The organism is Saccharothrix sp. ST-888 (assembly GCF_000955975.1).
Taxonomy (GTDB): domain Bacteria; phylum Actinomycetota; class Actinomycetes; order Streptomycetales; family Streptomycetaceae; genus Kitasatospora.
In genome coordinates this window covers 17,473-44,030 of the sequence record NZ_JYJF01000002.1, presented here as the reverse complement: position 1 = coordinate 44,030, position 26,558 = coordinate 17,473, and the positions used below count along the sequence as shown (strand labels likewise).

Genomic DNA, 26,558 nt, shown 5'->3' with positions numbered 1-26,558 from the left:
CCCTGGACAGTGCGGCCCCGCGCCGTATTGTGGGCTCCCGACAAGGCGTTCCTGCGCTTTTCTCGTCTGCACCAGGCGCAGATCCCATTACTCAAAAGTAGAATCAGTGACCTTGCCAGCTATACCCGGCAGGCCGTCCATCCCGTGGGCGCACTGCCGCAGACCGTCAAGTGAGGAGCGCCCGTGACGGCCATCCAGGAGGCGCAGGAGCGCCCACGCGGTGCCCGCCTGCCGCGAAGCGCCCGACGCGAACAACTGCTCGGTGCCGCACAGGAGGTGTTCGTCGCCCAGGGCTACCACGCCGCGGCCATGGACGACATCGCCGACCGCGCCGGCGTCAGCAAGCCGGTGCTGTACCAGCACTTTCCGGGGAAGCTGGAGCTCTACCTCGCGCTGCTCGACAAGCACTGCGAGGCCCTGGTGGACGCCACCCGCAACGCGCTCTCCGCGACCACCGACAACAAGCAGCGGGTGGCCGCGACCATGGAGGCGTACTTCAACTACGTCTCCAGCGAGTCCGGCGCGTTCCGGCTGGTCTTCGAGTCCGACCTGACGAACGAGCCGGCCGTGCGCGAGCGGGTCGAGCGGGCCTCGGACGCCAGCGCGACGCTGGTCAGCAAGGTCATCGCGGAGGACACCGACCTGCCGGAGGCGGAGTCCAAGCTGCTCGCCGCCGGGGTCTGCGGCCTGGCCCAGATCACCGCCCGCTACTGGCTCTCGCAGGGGCTGGAGATCCCCCGCGACGAGGCCGTCCGCCTGGTCGCCAGCCTGGCCTGGCGCGGTCTGAAGGGCTTCCCGATGCACCCGGCCGAGCCGGGTCAGGGCCCTGCCGCGGACTGAGCATCACCGGAGCGATCACCGGACCTTCTCCTTGCGCCGGTGCCCGTGCTCTAAGGTGAAGCCGTACGGCGCGATCACCGCGAACACGCGTTCGAGGAGCCCGCGCATGGATGGCTGCAACCCCGGAGGGAAGGAAGCCGTGGAGGTCAAGATCGGCGTGCAGAACGCACCCCGCGAGATCGTTCTCGAGATCTCGCAGTCGGCCGATGAGGTCGAGAACGCGGTCGCCAAGGCACTGGAGGGCACCTCGAAGCTCCTCTCGCTGACCGACGAGCACGGCCGCCGCATCATCGTCCCGGCCGAGCGCCTGGCCTACGTCGAGATCGGCGAGCCGGCCGCGCGCAAGGTGGGCTTCGGCACCGTCTGAGGCGCCATCAGCGTCATGGGCTCTACGGCGTTGCCCCGCTCCTCCTCGGGAGGGACGGGGCAACGCCGTTTTCGTCGGGCACGCGTACCACCGGCGGCAGCCGGGTATGGCCGAACCGGAACCCGTGCGGACCGTTCGGCCGCACACCCGATCGGCCCCGGGAGGCAGCCCGTGCTCGTCGAGTCGTTCGCCTTCGTGCTCATCGGACTGGCCGTCGGGGCCGGCGCGGTGGTCCTGCTGCCCGAGTACTTCCCGGCAGCACGCATCCTGACCGTCGGCACCGCGGTGGTGGCGGCCCTGCTCGCCGGGTGGATCTCCCGCTACACACTCGCCGCCCAGCTGACCGGCGTCTCGCTGGCGATCTCGGCGGTCGGCTCCGCGCTGCTGGTCTCGGTCCTCGCCCGTCCCGAGCACGCCGCCCGGCACGGCCGGCACCGGCACGCCTGAGGGCCGGGGAGCGGCGGCCTCCGCGGCAGCCGCCCGCGCCGTTCACCGGTGCGTCCCCGGCAGGGTCAGGAGGCCAGGCCCAGGGCGGCCATCCGCCGGGTGTGCGCCTCGGTGATCCGGTTGAACATCTTGCCGACCTCGACCAGGTCGAAGCCCTGCACCTGGGCGCCGCCGACCAGCAGGTTGGAGAGCGCGTCCCGCTCGGCGACCACGCGCTGCGCCTGGCTGAGCGCCTCGCCCATCAGCCGCCGGCCCCAGAGCGCCAGGCGTCCGCCGACCCGGCTCTCCGCCTCGATCGCCTGCCGCACCCGGTCCACGGCGAACTGCGCGTACCCGGTGTCCGCCATCACCCGGAGCACCAGGTCACGGGTGTCGTCGTCGAGCCGGACCGCCACCTCACGGTAGAAGTCGGTGGCGATCGAGTCGCCGACGTACGCCTTGACCAGGCCCTCCAGCCAGTCCGAGGGCGCCGTCATCCGGTGGAAGGACTCCAGCGGCTCGACGAAGGGGCCCATCACCTCGGTCGGGTCCGCGCCGACCTCCACCAGCCGGTCGTGCAGCAGCTGGTAGTGCTGGAACTCGGCGGAGGCCATCCTGGCCAGGTCGGCCTTGTCGGCCAGGCCGGGGGCGAACTTGGCGTCCTCGGCGAGCCGCTCGAAGGCGCTCAGCTCGCCGTACGCGAGCGCGCCGAGCAGGTCGAGCACGGCCGCCCGGTAGCCCGGGTCCGCCGCGCAGGTCGTCCAGTCCCCGATCGAGCCGATCGGGCGCTCGCCGCCGGATTCCTGAGTCTCCATCAGTCCTCGCTTTTCGATGCCCCGTTGTACAGTTGGGACTCTGCCACAGCGCGGCGGTCCGGGCTGGACCGCCATGAGCCTGCGTCCGCAGGCGAGCGGGAAGCACCCGGCCCTCCCGGGGGCGGAGTCACGGCTCGCCACCCTAGACCGGCCGGGCCCCGAGGTCGGACACCGTCGGCCTCCGAGGCTCCCGCGTTAGCCGCGTCACGTGTTCGAGTCGTCGCCGGACTGTATGGTTGGTGGCGAGGCTTGGTGTATTCGCGCGGCCGGCCACCCCACGGCGGGCCGCGCATACGTGCTCCGTACGGACACCGGGCGCTCACGTACGCGGATGCCCGGTCGGAGAGCCGATCGGCTCCGACCTTGGCTTGGACTTCAAGCCTTGGCACCGCATCAGTGGCCGAGCGAGGGCCGTTGCGGACCGCGCCGAACGGCGAAGGTCCCGCGCCTGGCCCCTCACGGGAACCCTCCCCCGCGCCGCCGGACGACGCGCCCGCCCTACGGGCCGCTCAAGTCGGCAGGCCGCAGGGGCAGGCGCGGTTGTGCGTCCCGCAGCTGTGGCAGGGCCTGGCAGGCCCGCGAGCAGCCGTGTGACTGCCCGCCCCGCCTCTCGCTCTCGGCCCCACCACATGGAAGAGGCAGCACCCTGTCCACCACCGTTGAACCCGACAAGACCACGTTCCGGGACCTGGGGATCCTCCCGGAGACCGCCGAGGCCCTGGAGGCCGTCGGCATCGTCCACCCCTTCCCCATCCAGGAGATGACCCTGCCGGTCGCGCTGACCGGCCACGACGTCATCGGCCAGGCCAAGACCGGCACCGGCAAGACCCTCGGTTTCGGCCTCCCGCTGATCGAGCGCGCCATCGTCCGCGCCGACGTGGACGCCGGCCGCGCCACCGAGGAGCAGCTCTCCGAGAGCCCGCAGGCGCTGATCATCGTTCCGACCCGCGAGCTCTGCACCCAGGTCACCAACGACCTGCAGACGGCCGGCAAGGTCCGCAACGTCCGCGTCCTCGCGGTCTACGGCGGCCGGGCCTACGAGCCGCAGGTGGAGGCGCTCAGGAAGGGCGTCGACATCGTGGTCGGCACCCCGGGCCGCCTGCTCGACCTGGCTGGCCAGCGCAAGCTGGACCTGTCGAAGGTCCGCTCGCTGGTCCTCGACGAGGCAGACGAGATGCTCGACCTGGGCTTCCTGCCGGACGTCGAGAAGATCATCACCATGCTGCCCGCCAAGCGGCAGACCCTGCTCTTCTCGGCCACCATGCCGGGCCAGGTGATCAGCCTCGCCCGCCGCTACATGAGCCAGCCGACCCACATCCGGGCCGCCGCACCGGACGACACCGGCACCACCGTGGCCAACATCGAGCAGCACATCTTCCGTGCCCACTCGCTCGACAAGGTCGAGATGGTCTCGCGCATCCTGCAGGCCGACGGCCGCGGCCTGGCGATGATCTTCTGCCGCACCAAGCGGACCGCCGCCGACGTCTCCGAGCAGCTGACCAAGCGCGGCTTCGCGGCCGGCGCGGTCCACGGCGACCTCGGCCAGGGCGCGCGCGAGCAGGCCCTGCGGGCCTTCCGCAACGGCAAGGTCGACGTCCTGGTCTGCACCGACGTCGCGGCCCGCGGCATCGACGTCGAGGGCGTCACCCACGTCATCAACTACCAGTGCCCCGAGGACGAGAAGACCTACCTGCACCGGATCGGCCGCACCGGCCGCGCCGGGGCTTCGGGCACCGCCGTCACGCTGGTCGACTGGGACGACATCCCGCGCTGGCAGCTGATCAACAAGGCGCTGGACCTGCCGTTCAACGAGCCGGAGGAGACCTACTCCACCTCCGCCCACCTGTACGAGCTGCTGAAGATCACCCCCGGGACGACCGGTGTGCTGCCGCGCGCCGAGCGGACCAGGGCCGGTCTCGGCGCCGAAGAGGTCGAGGACCTCGGCGAGACCGGCGGACGCGGTTCGCGCTCCGGCCGTGCACGGGGCGGACGCGCTGGCGCTGCCGCCGCGCCCGCCGCCGAGGCCATCGCCGAGACCGCCGAGACCGAGCGCCCGGCGCGTACGCCTCGGCAGCGCCGCCGTACCCGTGGCGGCGTAGGCGCGGAGGTTGCCGTCGAGACCTCGGCCGACACCGGTGCCGCGGCTGCGGCCGCCGCTCCGGCCGTGGTCGCCACGGTCGTCTCGGACGCTGCTGCGGGCGAGGGCTCGGTCGAGGCCGAGGCTCCGCGCCGGCGCCGTCGCCGTCCGCGCAGCACCGCGAACGGTGAGGCCGGCACCGAGACCGTGACGGCTCCCGCCGAGACTGCCGCCGCGAGCGCTGCGGCGCCGAAGGGCGAGGGCGGCGAGGCGGAGGCCGGTGAGGCGCGTCGCAGCCGGACCCGTACCCGCACCCGCCGCTCCACCGCAGCCCCCGAGGCCACTCCGGAGAGCTGAGCCACCCCGAACGGGCGGGCCGATCGTCGTCGATCGGCCCGCCCGTCGGCATTCCCCCGCCAGAACGTCGCACGGCTGCCGGACGACCGAGAACCCGCTCGCGCGGTCCCACGCACCCCTGTCGGACCTCCCACCGCGCCGTGGGTGCTTTCCCGCGCCCGTCCGGGGCCCCTGGGTGGCTAAGCTCGGGGAAGAGTTCTGGCTACCGAGGAGTAGAGCCGATGAGCACGCCGCCGTTTCTGACACTTCCCGGCTGTGCGCGGGCGCTGCGGGTGGAGACCGCTCGGGGCGGGTTCGCCGCGCTGGAGGCGGTGCCCGAGGGTGGGGTGGTGCGCGGGACGGCGCTGCTGGTGCCGGGGTTCACCGGCAGCAAGGAGGACTTCATCGCGCTGCTGGAGCCGCTCGCCGCAGCCGGCTACCGGGTCCTCGCGGTGGACCAGCACGGACAGTACGAGAGCGGTGGCCCGGCCGATCCGGCCGCCTACGCGATCGGCGAGCTGGCCCGCGACGTCCTCGCACTCTCCGCGGAGCTCGCCGACGGCGGGCCGCTGCACCTGCTCGGGCACTCCTTCGGCGGCCAGGTGGTCCGCCAGGCCGTACTCGCCGCGGCGGCCGAAGGCCCGGCGCTGCCGTGGCACTCGCTCACGCTGCTCTCCACCGGCCCCGGCGCCATCACGCCGGGCGAGGCGGACCGGACCAAGCTGCTGGTCGACGCCCTGGCAACGATGGACCTGGAGTCGATCTGGCAGGTCATGCGCCAGCTGGACGAGAGCAAGGGCGTGCCGGCCCCGCGTGCCGAGATCGCGGACTTCCTGCACCGTCGCTGGCTGGCGAACGTCCCGCAGGCGCTGATCGCCGTGGGCAGCCATCTGGTCACCGCCCCGGACCGGGTCGCGGAGCTGGCCGCCGTCGCTCTGCCCAAGCTGGTGCTCTCGGGGGAACAGGACTACGCCTGGCCGGTCGAGGAGCAGTCCCGGATGGCGGAGCAGCTGGCCGCCCGCCGGATGGTGGTGCCCGGCGCCGGACACTCCCCCAACGCCGAGCAGCCGGGCAGGACGGCCGCCGCACTCACCGAGTTCTGGGCGGGCTGAACCCCGCAGCCGCACCGCCCGCGCCCGCTCCCGTCGTCCGCCCGAACACTCCGCACGCCCCGACCTGACATCGTCCGCCCGAGCTCGCTGGGGCTGGGAAACCCGCGCGACAATTTTCGTTAGCTCGGGTAATATTTGATTCTGTCCGGGAATCATCGCGCCCTGCCGACCCGTTGACCTCGATGGCGACAGTTCGCCGAAACCAGGACTTTACGGACGGGCAACCGTCCGGAAGCAGTGCCACGACACCGTGGACCACATGCCGGAAACGGCACACGCACGACGACCGAGCCGAATCGCCCCCAAGCCAGCGGGGCAGGGAAGGGAGAGGCCCATGCGTTTCGAGATCCTCCGACTGGACGACGCCCAGGGCGCCGTCACCGACCGCCTGATCGCCGACGCGGACACCGTCCGCGAGTTTGTCGAGGCAGCCGCCCGCACCGGGGAGCGCCTCTACATCCGTCCGTGCAAGGCGGCCTGACCTACGCCGGACCGAGCGAGGCCCAAGCCGAGGCCGCGTCCGACGTTCCTAGACCGAACTGACGCCCCGTCACCCTCCGACCCGAGACCGGGTCGTTGGCGGGGCGTCAGTGCGTTCCGATCCCGTCCGTTCCCCGGGCGGACGTTTGCCGCCGCCCGCCACCGGACATCCACCCCGGGGGCAGCTGCCTGCACGGTCACCCCGGGGGAGCAACGTGGCGCACTCCGTACGGGTGATCGTCCTTGACGCGGCGCTCCGGAGGGAGGAGCGTTGTCCGCTATGAGGGGCGAGCCAAGCTGCCCGAGGTGCGCCGGTCGGGTCCGCGCCCCCGGCCTCTTCTCCGACACCTGGCAGTGCGACCAGCACGGCGCCGTACATCCGATGCAGCCGGTGCTGCCCCCGAGTGTGGAAGCGCTGAGCGTGGCGGTGGCCCGCTCGCAGGTCCCGGTCTGGCTGCCCTGGCCGCTCCCGGTCGGCTGGCTGTTCACCGGCATCGCCCACGCCGGGGACGACGTCTCGGGCGCCCGGGCCACCGCGGTGGCCTGCTCGGGGCCGGCGCCGCTGGGCGGTTTCGGCGAGCTGGTCCTGGTGGCCGAGGAGCTGGGAGTCGGCCTCGGCGCCAGGTACGCGGGCCTGCCGGGGCCGGACCCGGGCGACTCGGTGTCGCTCTACAAGCCCGCCGACGCCAAGCTGCTCGCCGCCGGCCGCCCGACCCCGATGTTCCACGTACCGGACGCCCCCGCCGACCGGGCCGTCTTCGTCGGCGAGGCGCGCGGGCTGTGGCTCTGGGCGATCGTCTGGCCCGAGACGTCGGCGCTGATGATGTACGACGAGCTGGTGCTCACCGATCTGCGGGACGCGGGCGCGGAGCTCGAACTGCTGCCCTGCGGGGCACTCTCCCCGCGCCTGCTCGGCTGAGCGGGCGGACGGGAAGGCATCCGGGCACGGCCAGGCCGTCCGGAACGCCGTCGGCCGTCAACGGCTGCTGACTATCCTGGGGCGCACCTGCCCGCCCGCTTCCTGGAGTGCCGAAGACCGTGCTCATCGACCTGCACGCCCACAGCAACGCCTCCGACGGCACCGACTCCCCCGCCGAGCTGATCGCCGCAGCAGTGGCCGCCGGGCTCGACGTGGTCGCGCTGACCGACCACGACACGGTGGCCGGGCACGCCGAGGCGGCGGCCGCCGTCCGGGGCACCGGGCTGACCCTGGTCCCGGGCGCCGAACTGTCCTGCCAGGTGGACGGCATCAGCATGCATCTGCTCGCGTACCTCTTCGACCCGGCCGAGCCGGAGTTCGCCGCCGAGCGCGAGCTGGTCCGCACCGACCGGTTCCGGCGCGGGCGGGCGATCGTGGAGCGCTGCCGGGAGCTGGGCGCGCCGATCAGCTGGGAGCAGGTGGAGCGGATCGCGGGCACGGGGTCGGTGGGCCGTCCGCACATCGCCAGCGCGCTGGTCGAGGCGGGCGTCGTGGCGACCGTGTCGGACGCCTTCACCCAGGAGTGGCTGGCCAACGGCGGCCGGGCGGACGTCCGCAAGCACGAGACGGACCCGGTGACGGCCGTCCGGCTGGTCAGGGCGGCCGGCGGGGTGCCGGTGTTCGCGCACCCCGGGGCGGTCAAGCGCGGCCGCACGGTCTCCGACCAGGTGATCGCCGATCTGGCGGCGGCCGGGCTGGCCGCGCTGGAGGTGGACCACCTGGACCACGACGAGGAGACCCGCGAGCACCTGCGCGGCCTGGCCGCCGAGCTCGGCCTGCTGACCACCGGCTCCAGCGACTACCACGGCGGTCGCAAGACCGTCCGCCTCGGCGAGTACACCACCGACCCCGGCGTGTACGAGGCGCTGGTGGCCCAGGCGACCGGGGCCCGCCCGATCACCGGCTGACGCCCCTCCGGCCCTACGCGCCCCCGCCGGCTGACGGCGGCTCAGTCGAGCGGTACGCCCCGGCGCTGGGGATCGCGCAGGTCGGTGCCGTGCCGCAGCCAGTGCTCCTGGAGTGCTTCGGCGCCCTGGACGCGCTTGAACGCGGCCTCGTTGGGCGTCATCGGCAGCAGCGGCAGGAAGCGCACGGGCTCGGCCGGGTCGGCGAGTTCGAGGTCCGGGACCAGGCCACCGGACTCGGCGGCGAGGACGGAGGTGAAGGGGGCGCCCTCCCAGAGCGGGGAGCCGAGGTCCAGCGAGCCGCCCGGGGCCAGCACCAGGCCCTCGACCTGCGGCGTGGCGGCGAAGGTGGCCAGCGTGCGGAGCACGTCGTCGCGCCCCCCGCGGACGGTGAGCACCAACTCGACCCGGGGCCCGCGCACCGGATCGGCGACCACCGAGGTCGGGTCGGCCATCGGCGCAGCTGACATACCGAGCGTGACGTACCTCACCAGTCCGTCCGCGTCGGGGCCGAAACGCAGGACCTCGATCCGGTCCGCACCGAGGAAGGTGACGGCCGCCCGGCCACTGGATTCGCCGAAAGTTGCCAGTAGACGGGCCTCGACGGCCGCCAGTACCGCCTCGCGGGAGAGCTCGTCGGAGCCGTTGCCCGAAGGGTCGGTGGGGTCGCCGAAGAGCGGGAAGTCGTGCGCCATGGCCAGACCTTAACCCTCGGCCGCGGGGCCTGGCGCCGACCCCCCGGCGTTGGCCGGCCGTCAACTGTTAGTGTGGGCAGCTGGCCACTGGGGATCCTCTCTCCGGGGCAGCGGCATGAAGGAGGTGGTTGCGGTGGATACCAGCCGACCATGCAGTACCGGCAGCTCTGCCCGGCCGCCGCGTCGCCTTCACCGTACGTGCCGTTGATCCTTTCCCGATCCGGCAGTTGAGGCGCCGTCACCTTCGGCCCGGCGAGCACCTTCCCCGGAGCCCGCGCAGTCCTCACCGTGCCCCAGCAAGGCAGCTGGACCGGTCGCAGGCCCGGAATCACCTGGTGTTTCTTCCGCCGTCCCACCCAGCGCCCCACCGCCTGCCGTGCGACGGTTCCTGCCCGAGGAGCCTGCCATGTCGATGATCAACAACCTGCGCGCCGCCGTCCGCCCGCACCGACGCCGCGTCGACGCCGACGCCGACGGGTTCGACGCTCTGCACGTCGGGGACGTCGTCTCGGCCGTGGTGGACTGCGCGGTCTACCGGGACGGCAAGCGGCACGGCGGGAGCTGCAGCCCGCGCGAGGCCGTGCAGCGGGTCAGGCAGGCCCGGGAGACGGATGCAGGATCGTTCAGCTGGATCGGGCTGCACGAGCCCACCGAGGCCGAGTTCGAGGGCATCGCGCAGCGCTTCGGGCTGCACCCGCTGGCCGTCGAGGACGCGGTGCACGCCCACCAGCGGCCCAAGGTCGAGCGCTACGACGACGTGCTGTTCGCCGTCTTCAAGACCATCCGCTACGTCGAGCACGACCAGCTGACGCCGACCAGCGAGGTGGTCGAGACCGGTGAGCTGATGGTCTTCGTCGGCCCGGACTTCGTGATCACCGTCCGGCACGGCGGGCACAGCTCGCTGACCGACCTGCGCCACCGGCTGGAGGCCGACCAGGACGGCGCGGGCCTGCTCGGGCGGGGGCCGTCCGCCGTGCTGCACGCGATCGCCGACCAGGTGGTGGACAACTACCTGCTGGTCGCCGACCGGTTGCAGAACGACGTCGACGAGATCGAGTACGAGGTCTTCGCCAACAAGGGCGGCCGGGGCGGCGACGTCGGCCGGGTGTACCAGCTCAAGCGCGAGGTGCTGGAGTTCAAGCGCGCGGTGACGCCGCTGCTGCGGCCGATGCAGCAGCTCTCCGAGCCGGTGCAGCGGCTGGTGGACCCGAACATCCAGAAGTACTTCCGGGACGTCGCCGACCACCTGGCCCGGGTCACCGAGCAGGTGCACGGCTTCGACGAGCTGCTCAACTCGCTGCTCCAGGCCAACCTGGCGCAGGTCTCGGTGGCGCAGAACGAGGACATGCGCAAGATCACCGCCTGGGCGGCGATCTTCGCCGTGCCCACCATGATCACCGGCGTCTACGGGATGAACTTCGACTACATGCCCGAGCTGAAGAGCCCGTACGGATACCCGGTGGTGCTCGGCGGCATCGTGCTCATCTGCATCGGCATGTACCGGGGCTTCCGCCGCAACGGCTGGCTGTAGCGCCCGTCCCGGGCGCGGCTGTCTAAGGTCACGGCTCACCCGGGGGTGCCGCGGCCGCCGCGGACCACCAGGACCAGGCCGAGCAGGATCAGGGCCACGGCCGGGTACGCGGCCACCGGCGGCCACTGCCCCAGCCACAGGGCCGCGATCAGGGCCGCACCCGGGGTCTCCAGCAGGATCGCCGTCGAGGTGACCGACGGGCCCAGGGAGCGGACCACCCGGTTGCTCAGCGAGTGGCCGAGCAGCTGTGCGGCCACCATCAGCAGGGCGATCTGCCACCACACCCCGGCCGGCCAGCCGGCCAGCGGGACACCGGCCGCCAGGCAGACGCCGAGCAGGACGACCGAGGTGGTCGCGTAGCAGACCAGCGTGTACGCCGTGGTGCTGACGGTCCGCCGGACCTCGGCGCCCAGCAGGACGTACCCCGCGGCGGCCAGCCCGGCGCCGAGCGCCAGCGCGTCGCCGAGCAGGGCCCGCGGCGAGAGCGACAGGTCCACGCCGGTCAGCACCAGCACCCCGGCGAACGCCACCGCCATGCCGAGCCAGACCAGCCTCGGCGCCCGGCGGCCGGCCAGCCGCAGCAGCAGGATCGTCCAGAGCGGGGTGGTGGTGACCAGCGCGGTCGACGAGGCCACCGAGGTCATCCGCAGGCTGGGCATCCAGAGCGCGAAGTGCGCCGCGAGCAGCACACCCGCCGCCATCGCCAGCAGCAGCGGCCGCCGGCCGATCCCGCGCAGCTCGGCGCGGTGCCGCAGCAGCGCGTACGGGCCGAGCACGCCGACCGACATGGCGTTGCGCCAGAGGGCGATCGCCAGCGCGGGGGCGGCGGTGGCGCTGATCAGCGGGGCGGAGAGCGAGATCCCGCCGATGGAGACCGCGAGCAGGACCAGGTCCAGCTTCGGCAGCGGGTGCGGAGCAGCGGCGCCGGGGCTCGGGGCGGCGGTGGACACGGCGGTGTCGGGCCTGGCGGCGGGCACAGCTCTCCTCGGCGAACGAAGGCGGACGAATCGGTCCCACGGTAAGGCCTCTACCCGGCTGACGTAACTGTCGTTCTGGCCGGTGAGACACCCCACGGACACCCAGGTCGTACGCTGTGCGGCATGGAGCCTACGACCACCGCCGACGCCTTCCTCGACCGTGCGCTGCTGGAGGAGGCCGCGAAGAAGTCCGGCCTGCTCTGGGTACAGGCCGAGGGGCAGCAGCACAGCCGGGCGCTCTGGCACGCCTGGTACGACGGTGCGGTGGTGGTGGTCGGCGACGGCGCCGAACAGCCGCTGCACGGCCTCACCGACGGGTCCACCGCCGCCGTGACGGTGCGCAGCAAGGACAAGTGGGGGCGGCTGGTCGGCTGGACCGCCCGGGTCGGCGAGCTGGCGCCGGGGGGCGAGGCCTGGACGGGCGCGGTCGAGGAGCTCAAGGGCAAGCGACTGAACGCGCCCGACACCGACGCGATCGGCGAGCGCTGGGCCCGCGAATGCCGGGTGCTCCGGCTGGAGCCGTCCGGGCCGCTCACCGAGCAGCCGGGATCGATGCCGGAGGGCTCGCAGGCCGCGGCCCCGATGCCGTCGCCCGCGACCACCCGCAAGCCGATCCCCGCCGGGCTGCCGAAGCTGCTGCTCAAGCGCCGCAAGGGCTGAGCCGCTCGGGCGCACCGGGACGGCCCGGGCGGCCCGGTGCGGGGAGGTGCCGGCCGATCGGGTAGCTCGTACACGACACAGGTACCGGGTTCCGCTCGCGGTTCGCCGTGCCCCCGAACGGCCCCGCGGGCGGCCGCCAGGGGCCCATGCCGGTCGGCGGGCCACCGGGTGGCGGCACCGGTAGCCTATGCGCGGAGCAGCGCGCCACGTGCGCCGCTCCGCGCAGCCGAAGAGAGAGGGAGTCCATGGCAGGGCCAGGCAGCCGGGTCTTCATCTCGCACCTTTCCGGGATCGCGGTCTTCGACCCGAACGGTGACCAGGTCGGCCGGGTCCGCGACGTGGTGGTGTCGCTGCGGATCGGCGGCCGTCCGCCCCGGGTGCTGGGGCTGGTGGTCGAGGTGATCGGCCGGCGCCGGATCTTCCTGCCGATGACCAGGGTGACCAGCCTGGAGTCCGGCCAGGTGCTGACCACCGGAGTGATCAACATGCGGCGGTTCGAGCAGCGCCCGTCCGAGACCCTGGTCCTCGCCGAACTGCTGGACCGTACGGTGACCCGGACCAAGACCCATGAGCCGGTCACCGTGCTCGACGTCGCGATGGTGCAGACCCGGGTGCGCGAGTGGGAGATCAGCAAGGTCTTCGTGCAGACCGGCAAGATGACCCGGCTGCGCAAGGCCAAGGGCGAGACGCTCACCCTGGACTGGTCGGCGGTGACCGGCTTCTCGCTCACCGAGGAGGGGCAGGGCGCGGCCAACCTGCTGGCCACCTTCGAGCAGCTGCGTCCGGCCGACCTGGCCAACGTGATGCACCACCTCTCCGCCAAGCGCCGCGCCGAGGTGGCCGCCGCGCTGGACGACGACCGGCTGGCCGACGTCCTGGAGGAGCTGCCCGAGGACGACCAGGTCGAGATCATCGGCAAGCTCAAGGAGGAGCGCGCCGCCGACGTCCTGGAGGCGATGGACCCGGACGACGCGGCCGACCTGCTCTCCGACCTCCCCGAGGAGGACGCCGAGCGGCTGCTGCGCCTGATGGAGCCGGAGGACGCCGCCTCGGTGCGCCGGCTGCTCTCCTACGAGGAGGACACCGCCGGCGGTCTGATGACCACCGAGCCGATCGTGCTGGAGCCGGACGCCACGGTGGCCGAGGCACTGGCCCGGGTCCGGATCTCGGACAACAAGCCCGCGCTGGCCGCCCAGGTGTACGTCTGCCGCCCGCCGACCGAGACCCCGACCGGCAAGTACCTGGGGACGGTGCACTTCCAGCGGCTGCTGCGCGAGCCCCCGTACATCCTGGTCGGCTCGATCGTGGACGACGACCTCGACCCGCTGCCGCCGGACACCCCGCTGCCGCTGATCACCAGTTACCTCGCCGCCTACAACCTGGTGGCCGCTCCGGTGGTCGACGAGGCCGACCACCTGCTGGGTGCGGTCACCGTCGACGACGTGCTGGACCACCTGCTGCCGGACGACTGGCGCGAGGCGGCCCTGCACGGCGGCGAGGCTGTGGACCACGAGCACGAGAGCGAGGCCGCCGGTGGACGCTGACCGCAAGGGCAGGCGGGACGAGGGCCCCAGCCAGCGCCTCCAGGGCGAGTTGCGGGAACTGCGCCAGCTGCGCGAACTGCGCGCCAGGGAGGGCAGCCAGCGCTCCTCCAGGCCCGAGAGCACGGGCGGCGGCGCCGCCCGTACCCGGCTCGACCAGCCGCGCACCGGCCGTCCCGGTCTGATCACGCTGCCCAGCTACGACCCGGAGGCCTTCGGCAAGCTCTCCGAGCGGATCGCGCGGTTCCTGGGCACCGGGCGGTTCATCGTCTGGATGACGGTGGTGATCATCGCCTGGGTCGTCTGGAACACCATGCTGCCGCCGAACGTCCGCTTCGACGAGTACCCGTTCATCTTCCTGACCCTGGTGCTCTCGCTCCAGGCCTCGTACGCGGCGCCGCTGATCCTGCTGGCGCAGAACCGCCAGGACGACCGCGACCGGGTCAACATGGAGCAGGACCGGGCCCGCAGCGACCGGAACATCGCCGACACCGAGTACCTGACCCGTGAGGTCGCCGCGCTCCGGCAGGGTCTCGGCGAGGTCGCCACCCGCGACTTCATCCGCTCCGAACTCCAGTCGCTGCTCAAGGAACTGGACGGTCAGCGGGAGTCCTCCGAGGTGCTGTGATCGGCAGCACGCTACTGGGGCGTCAACTACTTCGACGTTCGCCGTACCATCAAGGCATGGCCAACGAGACAGAGGTTGCCCCCGGCGTGACGGAGGAGTCCGTACGCAAGGCCCTGGCGACCGTCCACGACCCGGAGATCAACCGCCCGATCACCGAGATCGGCATGGTGAAATCGGTCGAGATCGCCGAGGGCGGCGCCGTCCGGGTCGCGGTCTACCTGACCGTCTCCGGCTGCCCGATGCGCGAGACCATCGTCAACCGGGTGACCGACGCGGTCACCAGGGTGCCGGGTGTGTCCGGTGTCGAGGTCGAGCTCGACGTGATGAGCGACGAGCAGCGCAAGGAGCTCTCCCACCTGCTGCGCGGCGGTGCCCCCGAGCGGGAGATCCCGTTCGCCAAGCCGGGCACGCTGACCCGGGTGTACGCGGTCGCCTCCGGCAAGGGCGGCGTCGGCAAGTCCTCGGTCACCGTCAACCTGGCCGCCGCGATGGCCGCCGACGGGCTCAAGGTCGCCGTGGTGGACGCCGACATCTACGGCCACAGCGTGCCCCGGATGCTGGGCGTCGAGGGCCGCCCGACCCAGGTCCAGGACATGATCATGCCGCCGTCGGCGAACGGCGTGAAGGTCATCTCGATCGGCATGTTCACCCCGGGCAACGCCCCGGTGGTCTGGCGCGGCCCGATGCTGCACCGCGCGCTCCAGCAGTTCCTCGCCGACGTGTACTGGGGCGACCTGGACGTGCTGCTGCTCGACCTGCCGCCCGGCACCGGCGACATCGCCATCTCGGTCGCCCAGCTGGTCCCGAACGCCGAGATCCTGATCGTCACCACCCCGCAGATGGCCGCCGCCGAGGTGGCCGAGCGGGCCGGGACGATCGCGCTGCAGACCCACCAGAAGATCGTCGGCGTGATCGAGAACATGTCGGGCATGCCCTGCCCGCACTGCGACGAGATGATCGACGTCTTCGGCACGGGCGGCGGTCAGACCGTCGCCGACGCGCTCACCCGCTCGGTCGGCGCGACCGTCCCGGTGCTCGGCTCGATCCCGATCGACGTCCGGCTGCGCGAGGGCGGCGACGACGGCCGCCCGGTCGTGCTCGCCGCGCCCGACTCCCCCGCCGGTGCCGCGCTGCGTGCCGTCGCGGGCAAGCTGGGCGGCCGCCAGCGCGGCCTCTCCGGCCTCTCGCTGGGGCTCACGCCCAGGAACAAGTTCTGAGCCCGCCCGCACCTCGCACACGCCAAGGGGCGCCCGCCGTTCGGTGGGCGCCCCTTCGGTATTGAAGCGTGCGGCGGTTCTCCGTACTCCGTCAGCTCCGGGTGTACGCCGTCAGGTCGGGGGCGGTGGAGAAGCCCACCCCGTAGGCGCTCACCCCGCGTCCGTACGCGCCGAGCAGGACGCCCGGGGCCTCCCCGGCCAGCACCCAGCCGTACTCGGACTCGCGGTAGCGGAAGGAGTGTGGCAGACCGTTCACCGGCAGGGTGAGCGAGCTCCAGCCGGAGCCCTCCAGGTCGTCCGCCAGGTCCCAGGCCAGCGCGGTCTGCTGGTCCAGCCAGTCCTGGCGCAGCGCCCGGTCCAACTGGCCCGGCCAGCTGTTGGCGAGCAGGCCCGAGCCGGCCAGCCAGGCGGCGGAGGCGGCGGAGGTGGCCTCCAGCATGCCGGTGTTGTCGGCACTGCGGCGGACGTCCCGGCGGGCCACCGTGACCACCACGGCGAACCGCCGGAGGTCCTTCGGCTCGTACGCCCGGACCGGCTCCTCGCCGTGGCCGAGCGTGCCGTAGTCGATGGCACCGCGCTGACCTGCCCGTACACCGCCGCTGCCGGCCTGCATCAGCCAGCGGCGGCCGGTCCAGCCGTCGTCCAGTCCGTACCAGGGGAAGTCCGCCGCCAGGTACGGCGCCAGCGGGTCGGCCGGGACCGCCGGGCCGGCCTGTGCACCGACCACGGCCTCGGCCGTTCCCACCGCTTGACTCGTCGCATCCATCCCCGGGCCTCCTCGCTGCACCGTTCCGTGCCGTAGCGCGCTCCAGTGTGGCCTACGGCGGCCCCTCCGCCCGGCAACTCGGTACCAAAAGGGCCGTGAGCCACGGCACAGCGGAGGCACTCGACACCATAACCGGGGACACGGCGAAGCCCCGCCCAGCTGCGCTGTCGGGCGGGGCGAACTGGTGACCCGTCAGGTCGCGTCGATGTCGAACGGGGGACGCTCGCCCTCCGACAGCGGGACGGCGGCCGGGGCGGCGGTCTTGGTGAGATCCGGCTTTGCGCTGGTCATGGCGGGTGCCGGCTCGTCGTTCAGCACGGACTTGATGTCCAGGCCGTCCCGGATCTCCTTCAGACCCAGCGGGTCCTCGTTCCCGCCGAGCAGCTGCTTGCGGACGAAGGTCTTCGGGTGCAGGTCCTCGAACTCGAAGTCCTTGAACTCCGGGCCCAGCTCGTTGCGGATGTCCTCCTTGGCGCCGTCCGCGAAGGTCCGCACCTTGCGGATGAAGCCGGTGACGTCCTGGATCAGCTTGGGAAGCTTGTCCGGCCCGAAGATCACGATGCCCATGACGATCAGCGTCAGGACCTCAGGTAGGCCTATGTCTGTGAACACGTAAGCTCCCAGCTCCTGGTGGTCGAACCCGATGAGCTCTGCGGACAACGGTCTGTACAGCGTAATGGCCACCGGCCCGGTCCGTGTCCCACCGCAGGATGAAGCGGTGGCAAAGACCGGCCGATGGCCGACCCGCGGGAAGTCCGCCGGGCCTCGGACCGCACCGGCGCGGTCCGGGGCCCGGAAGGCTAACGGAGCTCGTGCTGGCGAGGTGGCGGAGCGACCTGCGTCTGGACTCCGTACGGGGCCTGCGGGACCGACCCGGCGCCGAAGGGGGCCCGGGCCGGGAAGACCGGGAAGTCCACCGGCTGCTGGACCGTCATCGGCACCAGCTGGCCGCCCGTGCCCCGGGCCGGGGTGACGGTGTTGCCGTGCTGCCCGCCGTCGCCGCCGGAGGACAGGCCGCCCACCCCGCCGAGGGTGACCGCGGCCACCGAGAACGCCCCGGCGGCCGCCGCGAAGACGAACCTGCGCCCGCGCACCGGACGGGCCGCCACCGGCTCCGCCAGGGCCGCCAGCGGCGTGGGGGCGGGCAGTCGCGCGGGCCCGTCCAGGACAGCCGGGGAACGGCGCAGGAAGCCCGAGCGGCCGGCCCGCGGGTCCACCCCGGGCAGCGGGGTGTCGGCGCCCAGCGCCCCACCGCCGAACGAGGCACCGGCCCCGCGCCCGAACGAACCGCCGGTCAGCCGGCTGCCGCCTATCGTCCCGGTCGCGACCTCACCGGCACCGGGGCCGGGGCCGGTTCCGGGACCCGGCTCGTCGTCCGGCAGCGCGGCGACCGCCAGCAGACGGGACATCAGCATCGTGGAGGGCGCCGGGGTGCCGGTGCGGGTCAGCAGCTGCTTGACCGCGCGGCCCTCGTCCACCTCGGCCAGGCACTCGGGGCAGGTCGCCAGATGAGCCTGGACCCGCTCGCGGGCGTCATGGCCGAGCTCGCCGTCCAGGAAGGCGGTCAGCCGGTCGCCCAGGTGGTGCTCCTCGGCCGCCGGCTCGCCGGTACGGACCGCGACCGCCCGCAGCTCGGGGCCGTCCGGGGTACGGCGCTCCGGCTCGCCGCGGCGGCCTCGCTGGGCCCAGCCGGCCCCGCGTCGCAGCCTGCCCGCGGCGTCCGGCCCCGCTCCCGAGGAGCGTCCGGAGCCCGAAAGGTTGGCGCCACTCACAAGCGCCCCCGTTCACTCCCGCCGGACGGGCCCGATTCGACACCGACCGCGACCGGCTCCGCCGTACCGCCGCGCCGGACCCGCCCGGGGGCGGAACCGGGGGCACGGTGCTTCAGCGCGGCCCGCAGGTGCGAACGGCCGCGGTGGATCCGGCTGCGCACGGTGCCCAGCTTCACCCCGAGGGTGGCCGCGATCTCCTCGTACGAGAGGCCCTCGATGTCGCAGAGGACCACGGCGGCGCGGAACTCGGGCGCCAGGGTGTCCAGCGCCTGCTGGACGTCGGCGTCGAAGTGGGTGTCGCTGAAGTGCTGGGCCGGGCTCGGCTCACGGCTGGCCAGGCGCTCGGCCGCGTCCTCGCCGAGCGCGTCGAAGCGGATCCGCTGGCGGCGGCGCACCATGTCCAGGAACAGGTTGGTGGTGATCCGGTGCAGCCAGCCCTCGAAGGTGCCGGGGCTGTAGGTCGAGAGCGAGCGGAAGACCCGGACGAAGACCTCCTGGGTCAGGTCCTCGGCGTCGTGCTGATTGCCCGTCAGGCGGTAGGCCAGCCGGTAGACCCGGGCGCTGTGCGCCTCGACGATCTCCTCCCAGCTGGGCGGCGTCCAGGTCTGCGCGTCGGGGCCCTCGGCGAAGGTCGCGAGCGCGGCGGGGGCCTCGGCCATCGCGGAGTCGGCTGCCGTCGACTTGTCCAGGGGGGAGTGCGCAGACTGGTTCATCACGGGCTTCGGCGTACGGGCCGACGTGGTGCCGCGGAGGTGCCGCCGCACAGGGACGTCGCCCTCGGCCACACCTCCTCGGTCGGCTCTTCTGCCCAGCAGGGCCACCACCATATCCACCTCACCCGTCAGATCTGGATAAAAGTGCTCGATCGGGTCGCCACCCGGGCCGACCGCCCGTTCCTCAGGGATCAACGGCCGGTCATCGAACGCGGTTCCCGGGCGGCCAGTAATCTGTGGCAGGAAATATCGACATCCGGCCGCCACCAGGCCGACAGCCGGCGCTCTGAAAGAGGCAGCCATCAGCGAGTTCGGGCCCGCTCACGCGGCTCTGGCCGATACCTACATCGGCGAGGACGCGGTGCTCACCTACGCCCGGGCCCAGTCCGCCAGGACCGGCATCCGCGCGATCGGACCGAGCGGCGGCGCCTGTCTGCGGCTGCTCGCGGCCGCGCTGGACGCCAAGGCGGTCGCCGAGATCGGCACCGGCACCGGCGTCTCCGGCCTCTACCTGCTGCGCGGCATGCGCAGCGACGGCGTGCTCACCACGGTGGACGCCGAACCGGTCCGCCAGCAGCTCGCCCGGGAGGCCTACCATGCGGCGGGCTTCGCCTCCAACCGCTCGCGCTTCATACCCGGACGGGCCCTGGAGGTGCTGCCCCGGCTCGCCGACGGCCAGTACGACCTGGTGTTCTGCGACGGCGACCCGGCCGAGTCGCAGGAGTACCTGGCGGAGTCGCTGCGCCTGCTCAGACCCGGCGGCATGGTCTGCTTCGAAGGCGTGTTCCAGGAGGGCCGGCTGGCCGAACCCGACCACGGCGACCCGCAGACCGACGCGGTGCGCGAACTGGTCCGCGACATCCGGGAGAGCGACCGGCTGCTGCCCGCCCTGCTCCCGGTGAGCGACGGCCTGCTGTGCGCCGTCAAACGCTGACGCCCGCCCGGAGCCCGTCCCAAGTCCCCCCGTACAGCGCAGAACCCGGGTCCGGTGTGTCCGGGACCCGGGCTCTGTGCGCATCATCTCCGGGAGATGAGGGGAGCACCCGCCGCGTCAGCCGCAGGCCTTCTTCAGGGCCTCGCCCAGGGCATCGGCCTCATCGGGCGTGAGCTCCACCACGAGGCGTCCGCCGCCTTCGAGCGGAACTCGCATGATGATGCCTCGCCCCTCTTTGGTGACCTCGAGCGGGCCGTCACCCGTCCGCGGCTTCATGGCCGCCATGCTCGTTCCCCTTCCTGCAACCGCTCAGCTACGCACCGGCAGTCCGTCCACCGCCGGTATCGAACGCATTGATCGGAAGCCATTATCCCGCATACGGCGACCCGATGACCAACATCACTCCCTCCGCAGGCCCGACCGCACCCGTCCGAACCGTGCGCCGACCGCCGGAAGCCTCATCAGGGCAGTACTCCACCCGGCGCGAAAAGGTGCCGCACCTCACACTCCCCGGCGGGCCGCCCGCTCGGGCATGCTGACACCGTCCCACCACCTGAGACCCGGGGAGCCCTCGCCGATGTCCGACTCCGTGCTGTACGAGCTCGACGGCGGCCTCGCCGTCATCACCATCAACCGCCCGGACGCGATGAACGCCCTGGACGTGCCCACCAAGGCGGCGCTGCGCGACACCGTGACCGCCGCGGCCGAGGACAGCGCGGTACGGGCGGTCCTGCTCACCGGTGCCGGCGGGAAGGCGTTCTGCGTCGGCCAGGACCTCAAGGAGCACCTGGGCCTGCTCAAGCGCCAGGAGGAGACCGGCGAGGGTGCCCTGCGGACCGTCGCCGAGCACTACAACCCGCTGGTCCGGGCCCTGGCCGGGATGCGCAAGCCGACCGTCGCGGCGGTCGGCGGAGTGGCTGCGGGCGCGGGCGCGTCGCTGGCCTTCGCCTGCGACTTCCGGATCGTCGCCGACAGCGCCGGGTTCAACACCTCCTTCGCCGGGGTCGCGCTCACCGCGGACTCGGGCGCCTCCTGGACGCTGCCCCGGCTGGTCGGGCACGCCAGGGCCACCGAGCTGCTGATGCTGCCGCGGACGGTGAAGGCCGAGGAGGCACTCCGGCTCGGCCTGGCCACCCAGGTCGTACCGGCCGCGGAACTCGCCGACACCGCGCGGGAGTTCGCCAAGCGGCTGGCCGAGGGTCCGACGGTCGCGTACGGCGCGATCAAGGAGTCGCTGGCGTACGGCGCTTCGCACTCGTTGAGCGAACTGCTCGACAAGGAGGATGAGTTGCAGACCCTGGCCGGGGCCAGCGCGGACCACCGGATCGCGGTGGACGCCTTCCTCGCCAAGGAGAAGCCGGTCTACCTCGGCCGCTGAGCGCTTTCGCCGGGCGCCCGCCGAGGGGCTACCAGGTGCGGGCGTGGCAGTCGGCCAGGTGGTCGTTGACCAGGCCGCACGCCTGCATCAGGGCGTAGGCGGTGGTCGGGCCCACGAAGCGGAAGCCGTTCTTCTTGAGCTCCTTGGCCAGCGCCGTGGACTCGGGCGTGACGGCCGGCACCTCGCCCAGCGTGCGGGGAGCCGGCCGGTCCGGGTCACCGGCGTGGCGCCAGACCAGCGCGTCCAGACCGCCCGCCCCGAGCGCCAGTGCGGCATGGGCGTTGGCCAGGGTCGCCTCGATCTTGGCCCGGTTGCGGATGATGCCCTGGTCCTGGAGCAGCCGCTCGACGTCGGCGGGGCCGAAGGCGGCCACCTCGGCGGCCCGGAACCCGGCGAAGGCCGCCCGGAAGCCCTCCCGGCGGCGCAGGATGGTGATCCAGGACAGCCCGGACTGGAACGCCTCCAGCGAGATCCGCTCGAACAGGGCGTCGTCGCCGTGCACCGGGCGGCCCCACTCGGTGTCGTGGTACTCGACGTAGTCCTCGGTGGACAGGCCCCAGCCGCAGCGCAGCAGGCCGTCGGGGCCGGGTACGGCGCCGGTCACTTCTCGCCCTTCCCGTTGGCGACGACGTCCGGTGCGGCGTCCTGCACGTCGGCGTCCGCCGCGTCGGCGTCCTTCGCGACCACGTCCGTCACATCGGCCTCCTTCGCAGCGACGTCCTTCGCAGCGGCACCCGAGGCGCCGACCGCCCTGGCGAAGTCCTCCAGACCGGGCAGCGGTTCCTCGCCCTCCGGGGTCGCGGCCGTCACCGCGGACGCCACGGCCGCGGCGGCCTCCAGTTCGGCGATCCGGGAGTCCCGGTAGGCGAGTTCGGCGCCGAGGCGGTCGAGCACGTCGTCCACCTCGTCCATCCGGTAGCCGCGCAGGGCCATCGGGAGCCGGATCTCGTCCACGTCGTGGCGGCTGAGCGGACGGTCCTGCGGCAGCCGGGCGGCGATCCGGTCGTGCACCGCCTCCGGCAGGCTGCCGCCACCGCCGAGCGCCACCAGGGCAGCGCCGCCGACCACCACGGCCATCGCCGCCACGATCACCCAGAACACGAGCTGTCCTCCAGTCTCCGAGCCGGCCTTGGAAACAGGTGGGATCATGGTCCCGGAGTAGGCCGGGGCCCATCATTGCACCCGGGCGAGCTGTGGAGGAGACACCGGTGGTACTGCGCCTTGGCCCCGTTGAGTTCGGCGAGGACGAGCTGGTGATCATGGCGATCGTCAACCGCACCCCGGACTCCTTCTTCGACCGCGGCGCCACCTTCACCGACGAGGCCGCCTTCGCCGCCGCCGACCGGGCGATGGCCGAGGGCGCGGCGATCCTGGACATCGGCGGGGTCAAGGCGGGCCCCGGCGAGGAGGTCACGGTCGAGGAGGAACTGCGCCGCACCGTCCCGTTCGTGGCGGAGCTGCGCAAGCGTCACCCCGAGGCGGTGATCAGTGTCGACACCTGGCGGCACGAGGTCGGCGAGGCGGTCTGCGAGGTCGGCGCCGACCTGCTCAACGACGCGTGGGGCGGGGCCGATCCGAAGCTGGCCGAGGTCGCCGCCCGGTACGGCGTGGGCCTGGTCTGCACCCACGCCGGCGGCGTCGAGCCGCGGACCCGGCCGCACCGGACCGGGTACGAGGACGTGATGGCGGACATCCTGCGGGTCACCGTCGGGCTGGCCGAGCGGGCCCTGGAACTGGGCGTGCGCAAGGACGGGCTGATCATCGACCCCGGCCACGACTTCGGCAAGAACACCCGGCACTCGCTGGAGGCCACCCGCCGTCTGCCGGAGATGACCGCGACCGGCTTCCCGGTGCTGGTCTCGCTCTCCAACAAGGACTTCGTCGGCGAGACCCTGGACCTGCCGGTCGATCAGCGGCTGCTGGGCACCCTGGCTACCACCGCGGTCTCGGCCTGGCTGGGCGCCCAGGTCTACCGGGTCCACCAGGTCGCCCAGACCCGGCAGGTGCTGGACATGGTCGCCTCGATCCGGGGCACCCGTCCCCCGGCGGTCGCCCGCCGCGGCCTGGCGTAGGGCACCGCCCGAGGTGCGGGGTCCTGCCCGCACCCCGGGCGACGGTCAGATGTCGCCGTTGGGGCGGCGGCTCTCGGCGAGGATCGCCAGCACCTCGTCCACGTCGTCGGTGACGTGGAACAGCTCCAGATCGTGCGGGGAGGCCTTCTTCTCGGCGACCAGGGTGTTCTTCAGCCAGTCGACCAGACCGCCCCAGTAGGCGCTGCCGAAGAGGATCACCGGGAACCGGGTCACCTTCTTGGTCTGCACCAGCGTCAGGGCCTCGAAGAGTTCGTCCAGCGTGCCGAGTCCGCCGGGCAGCACCACGAACCCCTGGGCGTACTTGACGAACATCGTCTTGCGGACGAAGAAGTACCGGAAGTTCAGCCCGAGGTCGACGAACTCGTTGAGCCCCTGCTCGAAGGGCAGCTCGATGCCGAGGCCGACGCTCAGGCCGCCCGCGTCGGAGGCACCCCGGTTGGCGGCCTCCATCGCACCGGGCCCGCCGCCGGTGATCACCGCGTACCCGGCCTGCGCCAGCGCACGGCCGATCTCCACGCCCGCCGCGTACTCGGGAGAGTCGACGGAGGTGCGGGCCGAGCCGAACACGCTGATCGCGGCCGGGAGTTCGGCCAGCGCGCCGAAGCCCTCGACGAACTCGGAGGTGATCCGCCAGACCCGCCACGGGTCGGTGTGCAGCCAGTCGGTCGGCCCGGTGGTGTCCAGCAGCCGCTGGTCCGTCGTACCGGTACCGACCTGGTCGCGGCGCAGCAGCACCGGGCCCTTCTGCTTCTCCGGCCAGGCTTTCTTCCGCTCGGGTGTGTCGGCCAGCTCGGGGCCGTGGCCGTAGTGCTTTTCCTCGCCAGTGCCTGTCATGGCGAAACCCTACGCCCGCCGCTCCGCCTTTTCGGAGAACGGCGGGAGAACGCAGGGTGCCTTCGAGGCCTACGGGACGGCGGCGGCGGACTCAGGCGAGCCAGGCCCGCAGCCGGGCCTCGCACTCGGCGATCGCGCTGAGCGAGCAGTGCTCGTCGCGCTTGTGGGCCAGGTTCGGGTCGCCGGGGCCGTAGTTGACCGCGGGTACGCCGAGTGCGCTGAACCGGGCCACGTCGGTCCAGCCGAACTTGGCCCGGGCCTGGCCGCCGGTCGCCGCCAGGAACGCCTGCGCGGCGGGCTGGGAGAGGCCGGGCAGCGCACCCGGGGCGTGGTCGGTGACGGCGACCTCGAACCCGGCGAAGACCTCGCGGACGTGCGCCTCGGCGTCCTCCCGGCTGCGGTTGGGCGCGTAGCGGAAGTTGACGGTCACCACGCACTCGTCGGGGATGACGTTGCCGGCCACGCCGCCGTCGATGCGCACCGCGTTGAGGCCCTCGCGGTACTCCAGGCCGTCGATCTCCACCCGCTGCGCCTGGTACCCGGCGAGCCGGCCGAGCACCTCGGCGGCGTGGTGGATGGCGTTGTCGCCGAGCCAGCTGCGGGCGGAGTGCGCCCGGGTGCCGGTGAGCCTGACCTGGGCGCGCAGGGTGCCCTGGCAGCCGCCCTCGACCATGCCGCCGCTGGGCTCCATCAGCACCGCGAAGTCGGCCTTCAGCCACTCGGGGTGCTCCTTGGCCAGGTGGCCGAGGCCGTTGCGGGAGGCCTCGATCTCCTCGCAGTCGTAGAAGACGTAGGTGAGGTCGTGGTTCGGCTCGGTGAGCGAGGCGGCCAGGCGCAGCGCGACGGCGACGCCGGACTTCATGTCCGAGGTGCCGCAGCCGTAGAGCAGGTCGCCCTCGACGTACGACGGCAGGTTGTCGGCGATCGGGACGGTGTCCAAGTGGCCTGCCAGCAGCACCCGTTCGGCGCGGCCCAGGCTGGTGTGGGCGACGACGTTGTTGCCGTACCGGTCGACGGTGAGGTGGGGGTGGGCCCGCAGTGCGCTCTCGACCGCGTCGGCGAGCGCCTGTTCGTCGCCGCTGACGGAGGGGAAGTCGACGAGCCGGGCGGTCAGTGCGCCGCCGTCGAGGGTCAGGTCCAGAGGCGTGTGTGGGCTGCTCATGGACGCCTAGCGTAGCCGTGCGCGCCCGGCCGGACGGTGGCCGGGCGCAGTGCCGGCCGGGCTGCCGGGTGCCCCGGGGCCGCGCCCGAGGGTCCCTCCGGCAGGGCCCGCGCAACCGGCGTCCCCGTACAGCCGTCCGAGTGGGTACGGTGTGCGAGCGCAGAGACGACGGTACGGGCGCGGGGCGAGAGGGGAAGCGGTGACCGACATGGCGGCGGACGGGCAGGACGGCGAGGCGGGCGGCCGCCGACGACGGCCGGTACGTCGGGTGCTGATCGGTCTGTTGGCGCTGGCCGTGCTGGCGGGCGTGGTGGTCTACCTCAACCGGGACCGGCTGATCGCGCCGCCGGAGGGCTGCACCATCACCACCCAGGCCGGGAAGGGCACGCTCGACCTCTCGCAGGCGGCCAACGCCGCCACCATCGCCTCGGTGGCGATCTCCCGCGGCCTGCCCGAACGGGCCGTCACCATCGCGCTGGCGACCGCGATGCAGGAGTCCAAGCTGCACAACATCTCCGGTGGCGACCGGGATTCGGTCGGTCTGTTCCAGCAGCGGCCGTCCCAGGGCTGGGGCACGGTGGACCAGATCATGGACCCGGTGTACGCCACCAACAAGTTCCTCGACGGCCTGGTGAAGATCCCCGGCTACGCCCGGATGCCGCTCACCGACGCGGCCCAGCAGGTGCAGCGCAGCGGCTACCCGCAGGCGTACGCCAAGCACGAGAACAACGCCACGCTGGTCTCCTCGGTGCTGACCGGCCGCGAGCCGGCCTCGCTCTCCTGCGTGGTGGACGACCTGACCGTCCCCTCGCCGTCCCCCTCGGCCACCGCCTCGGGACAGCCGCTGGACGTCGGCGCGCGGGTCCGCCGGGAGTTCGGCAAGACCGTCGCCTCGGCACCCGCCGCCAAGGCCGAGAAGGACCCGCGCACGGTGATAGCGCTCACCCCGCAGCCGGCCGCGAGCACCGACTCCGGGCCGGACGCGGTGCGGCAGAGCGGCTGGGCGGTGGCGCAGTGGTCGGTGGCCCAGGCGCAGCAGCTGGGCATCGGCGCGGTGGCGTACGACGGCAAGGTCTGGCGGGTGGACCGGCCCTCGGACGGCTGGAAGGCGAGTGCCGCCGCCCCTTCGACGGACCGGGTGCTGGTCACCCTGGGCGCCCCGGCCAAGAGCTGACGCCCGGTTGACGCACAGATGGCCGGGTTACCGCCGGACGGGTGATTCCGGTCAAGCCCGGTGGACGTCCGAGGCCCGGCGCACCGGGTTCGGGCGGGCCGCGGAAAGCGGCCGGAGAGCCCTTGCCGGGCAAGGGACGTGACGTT

At 72.9% G+C, this 26,558-nt stretch carries 29 protein-coding genes; 17 read left to right on the top strand and 12 right to left on the bottom strand.

The genetic code is table 11. The features are described 5' to 3' along the window. The first annotated feature begins 183 nt into the window (after window positions 1–183). The 3 genes from UK12_RS01580 to UK12_RS01570 all read left to right on the top strand — a co-directional run bounded on the left by UK12_RS01580 (window position 184) and on the right by UK12_RS01570 (window position 1,654). Window positions 184–840 carry a TetR/AcrR family transcriptional regulator gene (locus tag UK12_RS01580; protein ID WP_045298616.1) on the top strand — a complete coding sequence of 219 codons (657 nt, stop codon included), beginning with the start codon at window positions 184–186 and terminating at the stop codon, window positions 838–840. 106 nt (window positions 841–946) lie between these two features. After that, window positions 947–1,207 carry a DUF3107 domain-containing protein gene (locus tag UK12_RS01575; RefSeq protein WP_082119220.1) on the top strand — a complete coding sequence of 87 codons (261 nt, stop codon included), beginning with the start codon at window positions 947–949 and terminating at the stop codon, window positions 1,205–1,207. 171 nt (window positions 1,208–1,378) lie between these two features. Then, a complete protein-coding gene (locus UK12_RS01570; protein ID WP_045298614.1) occupies window positions 1,379–1,654 on the top strand; it encodes a hypothetical protein in 276 nt (91 codons plus the stop codon). Window positions 1,655–1,719: 65 nt separating this feature from the next. Here the strand turns inward: UK12_RS01570 and UK12_RS01565 are convergent, their stop codons facing one another. Next, the gene (locus UK12_RS01565) at window positions 1,720–2,448 is read right to left on the bottom strand and encodes a ferritin-like fold-containing protein (RefSeq protein ID WP_045298612.1); all 729 of its coding nucleotides are present in this window, start codon (window positions 2,446–2,448) and stop codon (window positions 1,720–1,722) included. A 760-nt stretch (window positions 2,449–3,208) separates the two neighbouring features. On the opposite strand from UK12_RS01565, the gene UK12_RS01560 reads away from it, so the two are divergent. From UK12_RS01560 to UK12_RS01545, 5 genes are all read left to right on the top strand, one after another. Further along, window positions 3,209–4,882, top strand: a complete 1,674-nt coding sequence (locus UK12_RS01560; protein WP_045298610.1) for a DEAD/DEAH box helicase — start codon at window positions 3,209–3,211, stop codon at window positions 4,880–4,882. 221 nt (window positions 4,883–5,103) lie between these two features. After that, the gene (locus UK12_RS01555) at window positions 5,104–5,973 is read left to right on the top strand and encodes an alpha/beta fold hydrolase (RefSeq protein WP_045298608.1); all 870 of its coding nucleotides are present in this window, start codon (window positions 5,104–5,106) and stop codon (window positions 5,971–5,973) included. A gap of 334 nt (window positions 5,974–6,307) precedes the next feature. Then, window positions 6,308–6,454, top strand: coding sequence for a hypothetical protein (locus UK12_RS40820; protein WP_197084458.1), 147 nt, complete (start codon window positions 6,308–6,310; stop codon window positions 6,452–6,454). A gap of 279 nt (window positions 6,455–6,733) precedes the next feature. Further along, window positions 6,734–7,372 (top strand): DUF6758 family protein, encoded by a 639-nt coding sequence (locus UK12_RS01550; protein WP_045298607.1) that lies wholly within the window; start codon window positions 6,734–6,736, stop codon window positions 7,370–7,372. Window positions 7,373–7,491: 119 nt separating this feature from the next. Beyond that, complete coding sequence (locus UK12_RS01545) at window positions 7,492–8,340, top strand: PHP domain-containing protein (RefSeq protein WP_045298605.1); 849 nt, start codon at window positions 7,492–7,494, stop codon at window positions 8,338–8,340. A gap of 41 nt (window positions 8,341–8,381) precedes the next feature. On the opposite strand, the gene UK12_RS01540 is transcribed toward UK12_RS01545, so the two are convergent. Beyond that, window positions 8,382–9,032, bottom strand: coding sequence for a suppressor of fused domain protein (locus UK12_RS01540; RefSeq protein WP_082119218.1), 651 nt, complete (start codon window positions 9,030–9,032; stop codon window positions 8,382–8,384). Between the two features lie 406 nt (window positions 9,033–9,438). Between UK12_RS01540 and corA the strand changes: the two genes are divergently transcribed. Then, window positions 9,439–10,563 carry a magnesium/cobalt transporter CorA gene (gene corA / locus UK12_RS01535; RefSeq protein WP_045298603.1) on the top strand — a complete coding sequence of 375 codons (1,125 nt, stop codon included), beginning with the start codon at window positions 9,439–9,441 and terminating at the stop codon, window positions 10,561–10,563. Between the two features lie 35 nt (window positions 10,564–10,598). On the opposite strand, the gene UK12_RS01530 is transcribed toward corA, so the two are convergent. Further along, complete coding sequence (locus UK12_RS01530; RefSeq protein ID WP_156178483.1) at window positions 10,599–11,540, bottom strand: DMT family transporter; 942 nt, start codon at window positions 11,538–11,540, stop codon at window positions 10,599–10,601. Window positions 11,541–11,663: 123 nt separating this feature from the next. Between UK12_RS01530 and UK12_RS01525 the strand changes: the two genes are divergently transcribed. The 4 genes from UK12_RS01525 to UK12_RS01510 all read left to right on the top strand — a co-directional run bounded on the left by UK12_RS01525 (window position 11,664) and on the right by UK12_RS01510 (window position 15,586). Continuing rightward, window positions 11,664–12,200, top strand: coding sequence for a hypothetical protein (locus UK12_RS01525; protein WP_045298601.1), 537 nt, complete (start codon window positions 11,664–11,666; stop codon window positions 12,198–12,200). A gap of 245 nt (window positions 12,201–12,445) precedes the next feature. Then, window positions 12,446–13,744 carry a magnesium transporter MgtE N-terminal domain-containing protein gene (locus tag UK12_RS01520; RefSeq protein WP_045298599.1) on the top strand — a complete coding sequence of 433 codons (1,299 nt, stop codon included), beginning with the start codon at window positions 12,446–12,448 and terminating at the stop codon, window positions 13,742–13,744. 76 nt (window positions 13,745–13,820) lie between these two features. Continuing rightward, a complete protein-coding gene (locus tag UK12_RS01515) occupies window positions 13,821–14,369 on the top strand; it encodes a DUF1003 domain-containing protein (protein WP_052681385.1) in 549 nt (182 codons plus the stop codon). A gap of 56 nt (window positions 14,370–14,425) precedes the next feature. Further along, entirely contained in the window at window positions 14,426–15,586 is a 1,161-nt protein-coding gene (locus UK12_RS01510; protein WP_045298595.1) for an Mrp/NBP35 family ATP-binding protein, read from the top strand. A gap of 91 nt (window positions 15,587–15,677) precedes the next feature. On the opposite strand, the gene UK12_RS01505 is transcribed toward UK12_RS01510, so the two are convergent. From UK12_RS01505 to sigE, 4 genes are all read right to left on the bottom strand, one after another. Further along, window positions 15,678–16,352, bottom strand: a complete 675-nt coding sequence (locus UK12_RS01505) for a hypothetical protein (protein ID WP_045298594.1) — start codon at window positions 16,350–16,352, stop codon at window positions 15,678–15,680. Between the two features lie 192 nt (window positions 16,353–16,544). Further along, on the bottom strand, window positions 16,545–16,964 hold the full coding sequence (locus UK12_RS01500; RefSeq protein ID WP_045298860.1) for a sec-independent translocase: 420 nt from the start codon (window positions 16,962–16,964) through the stop codon (window positions 16,545–16,547). Window positions 16,965–17,152: 188 nt separating this feature from the next. After that, window positions 17,153–18,124 carry a zf-HC2 domain-containing protein gene (locus UK12_RS01495; protein ID WP_052681343.1) on the bottom strand — a complete coding sequence of 324 codons (972 nt, stop codon included), beginning with the start codon at window positions 18,122–18,124 and terminating at the stop codon, window positions 17,153–17,155. Beyond that, window positions 18,121–18,837 (bottom strand): RNA polymerase sigma factor SigE, encoded by a 717-nt coding sequence (gene sigE, locus UK12_RS01490; RefSeq protein ID WP_052681377.1) that lies wholly within the window; start codon window positions 18,835–18,837, stop codon window positions 18,121–18,123. The genes UK12_RS01495 and sigE overlap by 4 nt, the downstream gene beginning before the upstream one ends. Window positions 18,838–19,198: 361 nt before the next feature. Here sigE and UK12_RS01485 point away from each other — a divergent pair, with 361 nt between their 5' ends. Further along, entirely contained in the window at window positions 19,199–19,771 is a 573-nt protein-coding gene (locus UK12_RS01485) for an O-methyltransferase (RefSeq protein ID WP_269431982.1), read from the top strand. A 117-nt stretch (window positions 19,772–19,888) separates the two neighbouring features. Here UK12_RS01485 and UK12_RS37415 read toward each other — a convergent pair whose 3' ends face one another. After that, window positions 19,889–20,056, bottom strand: coding sequence for a DUF3117 domain-containing protein (locus UK12_RS37415; protein WP_014137929.1), 168 nt, complete (start codon window positions 20,054–20,056; stop codon window positions 19,889–19,891). A gap of 292 nt (window positions 20,057–20,348) precedes the next feature. Between UK12_RS37415 and UK12_RS01480 the strand changes: the two genes are divergently transcribed. Then, on the top strand, window positions 20,349–21,149 hold the full coding sequence (locus UK12_RS01480) for an enoyl-CoA hydratase-related protein (RefSeq protein ID WP_045298590.1): 801 nt from the start codon (window positions 20,349–20,351) through the stop codon (window positions 21,147–21,149). Window positions 21,150–21,177: 28 nt separating this feature from the next. Here UK12_RS01480 and UK12_RS01475 read toward each other — a convergent pair whose 3' ends face one another. After that, the gene (locus tag UK12_RS01475; protein WP_045298588.1) at window positions 21,178–21,753 is read right to left on the bottom strand and encodes a DNA-3-methyladenine glycosylase I; all 576 of its coding nucleotides are present in this window, start codon (window positions 21,751–21,753) and stop codon (window positions 21,178–21,180) included. Beyond that, the gene (locus UK12_RS37215; RefSeq protein ID WP_063838194.1) at window positions 21,750–22,250 is read right to left on the bottom strand and encodes a DivIVA domain-containing protein; all 501 of its coding nucleotides are present in this window, start codon (window positions 22,248–22,250) and stop codon (window positions 21,750–21,752) included. Before UK12_RS37215 ends, UK12_RS01475 begins: the two co-directional genes overlap by 4 nt. 158 nt (window positions 22,251–22,408) lie before the next feature. Here UK12_RS37215 and folP point away from each other — a divergent pair, with 158 nt between their 5' ends. After that, window positions 22,409–23,221 (top strand): dihydropteroate synthase, encoded by an 813-nt coding sequence (gene folP / locus UK12_RS01465; RefSeq protein ID WP_045298855.1) that lies wholly within the window; start codon window positions 22,409–22,411, stop codon window positions 23,219–23,221. Between the two features lie 45 nt (window positions 23,222–23,266). Here folP and UK12_RS01460 read toward each other — a convergent pair whose 3' ends face one another. Together UK12_RS01460 and dapE are read right to left on the bottom strand one after the other, a co-directional pair. Beyond that, window positions 23,267–24,076 carry a TIGR00730 family Rossman fold protein gene (locus UK12_RS01460; protein ID WP_045298587.1) on the bottom strand — a complete coding sequence of 270 codons (810 nt, stop codon included), beginning with the start codon at window positions 24,074–24,076 and terminating at the stop codon, window positions 23,267–23,269. A gap of 91 nt (window positions 24,077–24,167) precedes the next feature. Then, a complete protein-coding gene (gene dapE, locus UK12_RS01455; protein ID WP_045298585.1) occupies window positions 24,168–25,238 on the bottom strand; it encodes a succinyl-diaminopimelate desuccinylase in 1,071 nt (356 codons plus the stop codon). Window positions 25,239–25,437: 199 nt separating this feature from the next. Between dapE and UK12_RS44275 the strand changes: the two genes are divergently transcribed. Next, a complete protein-coding gene (locus tag UK12_RS44275; RefSeq protein WP_082119215.1) occupies window positions 25,438–26,412 on the top strand; it encodes a hypothetical protein in 975 nt (324 codons plus the stop codon). Window positions 26,413–26,558 lie beyond the last annotated feature (146 nt).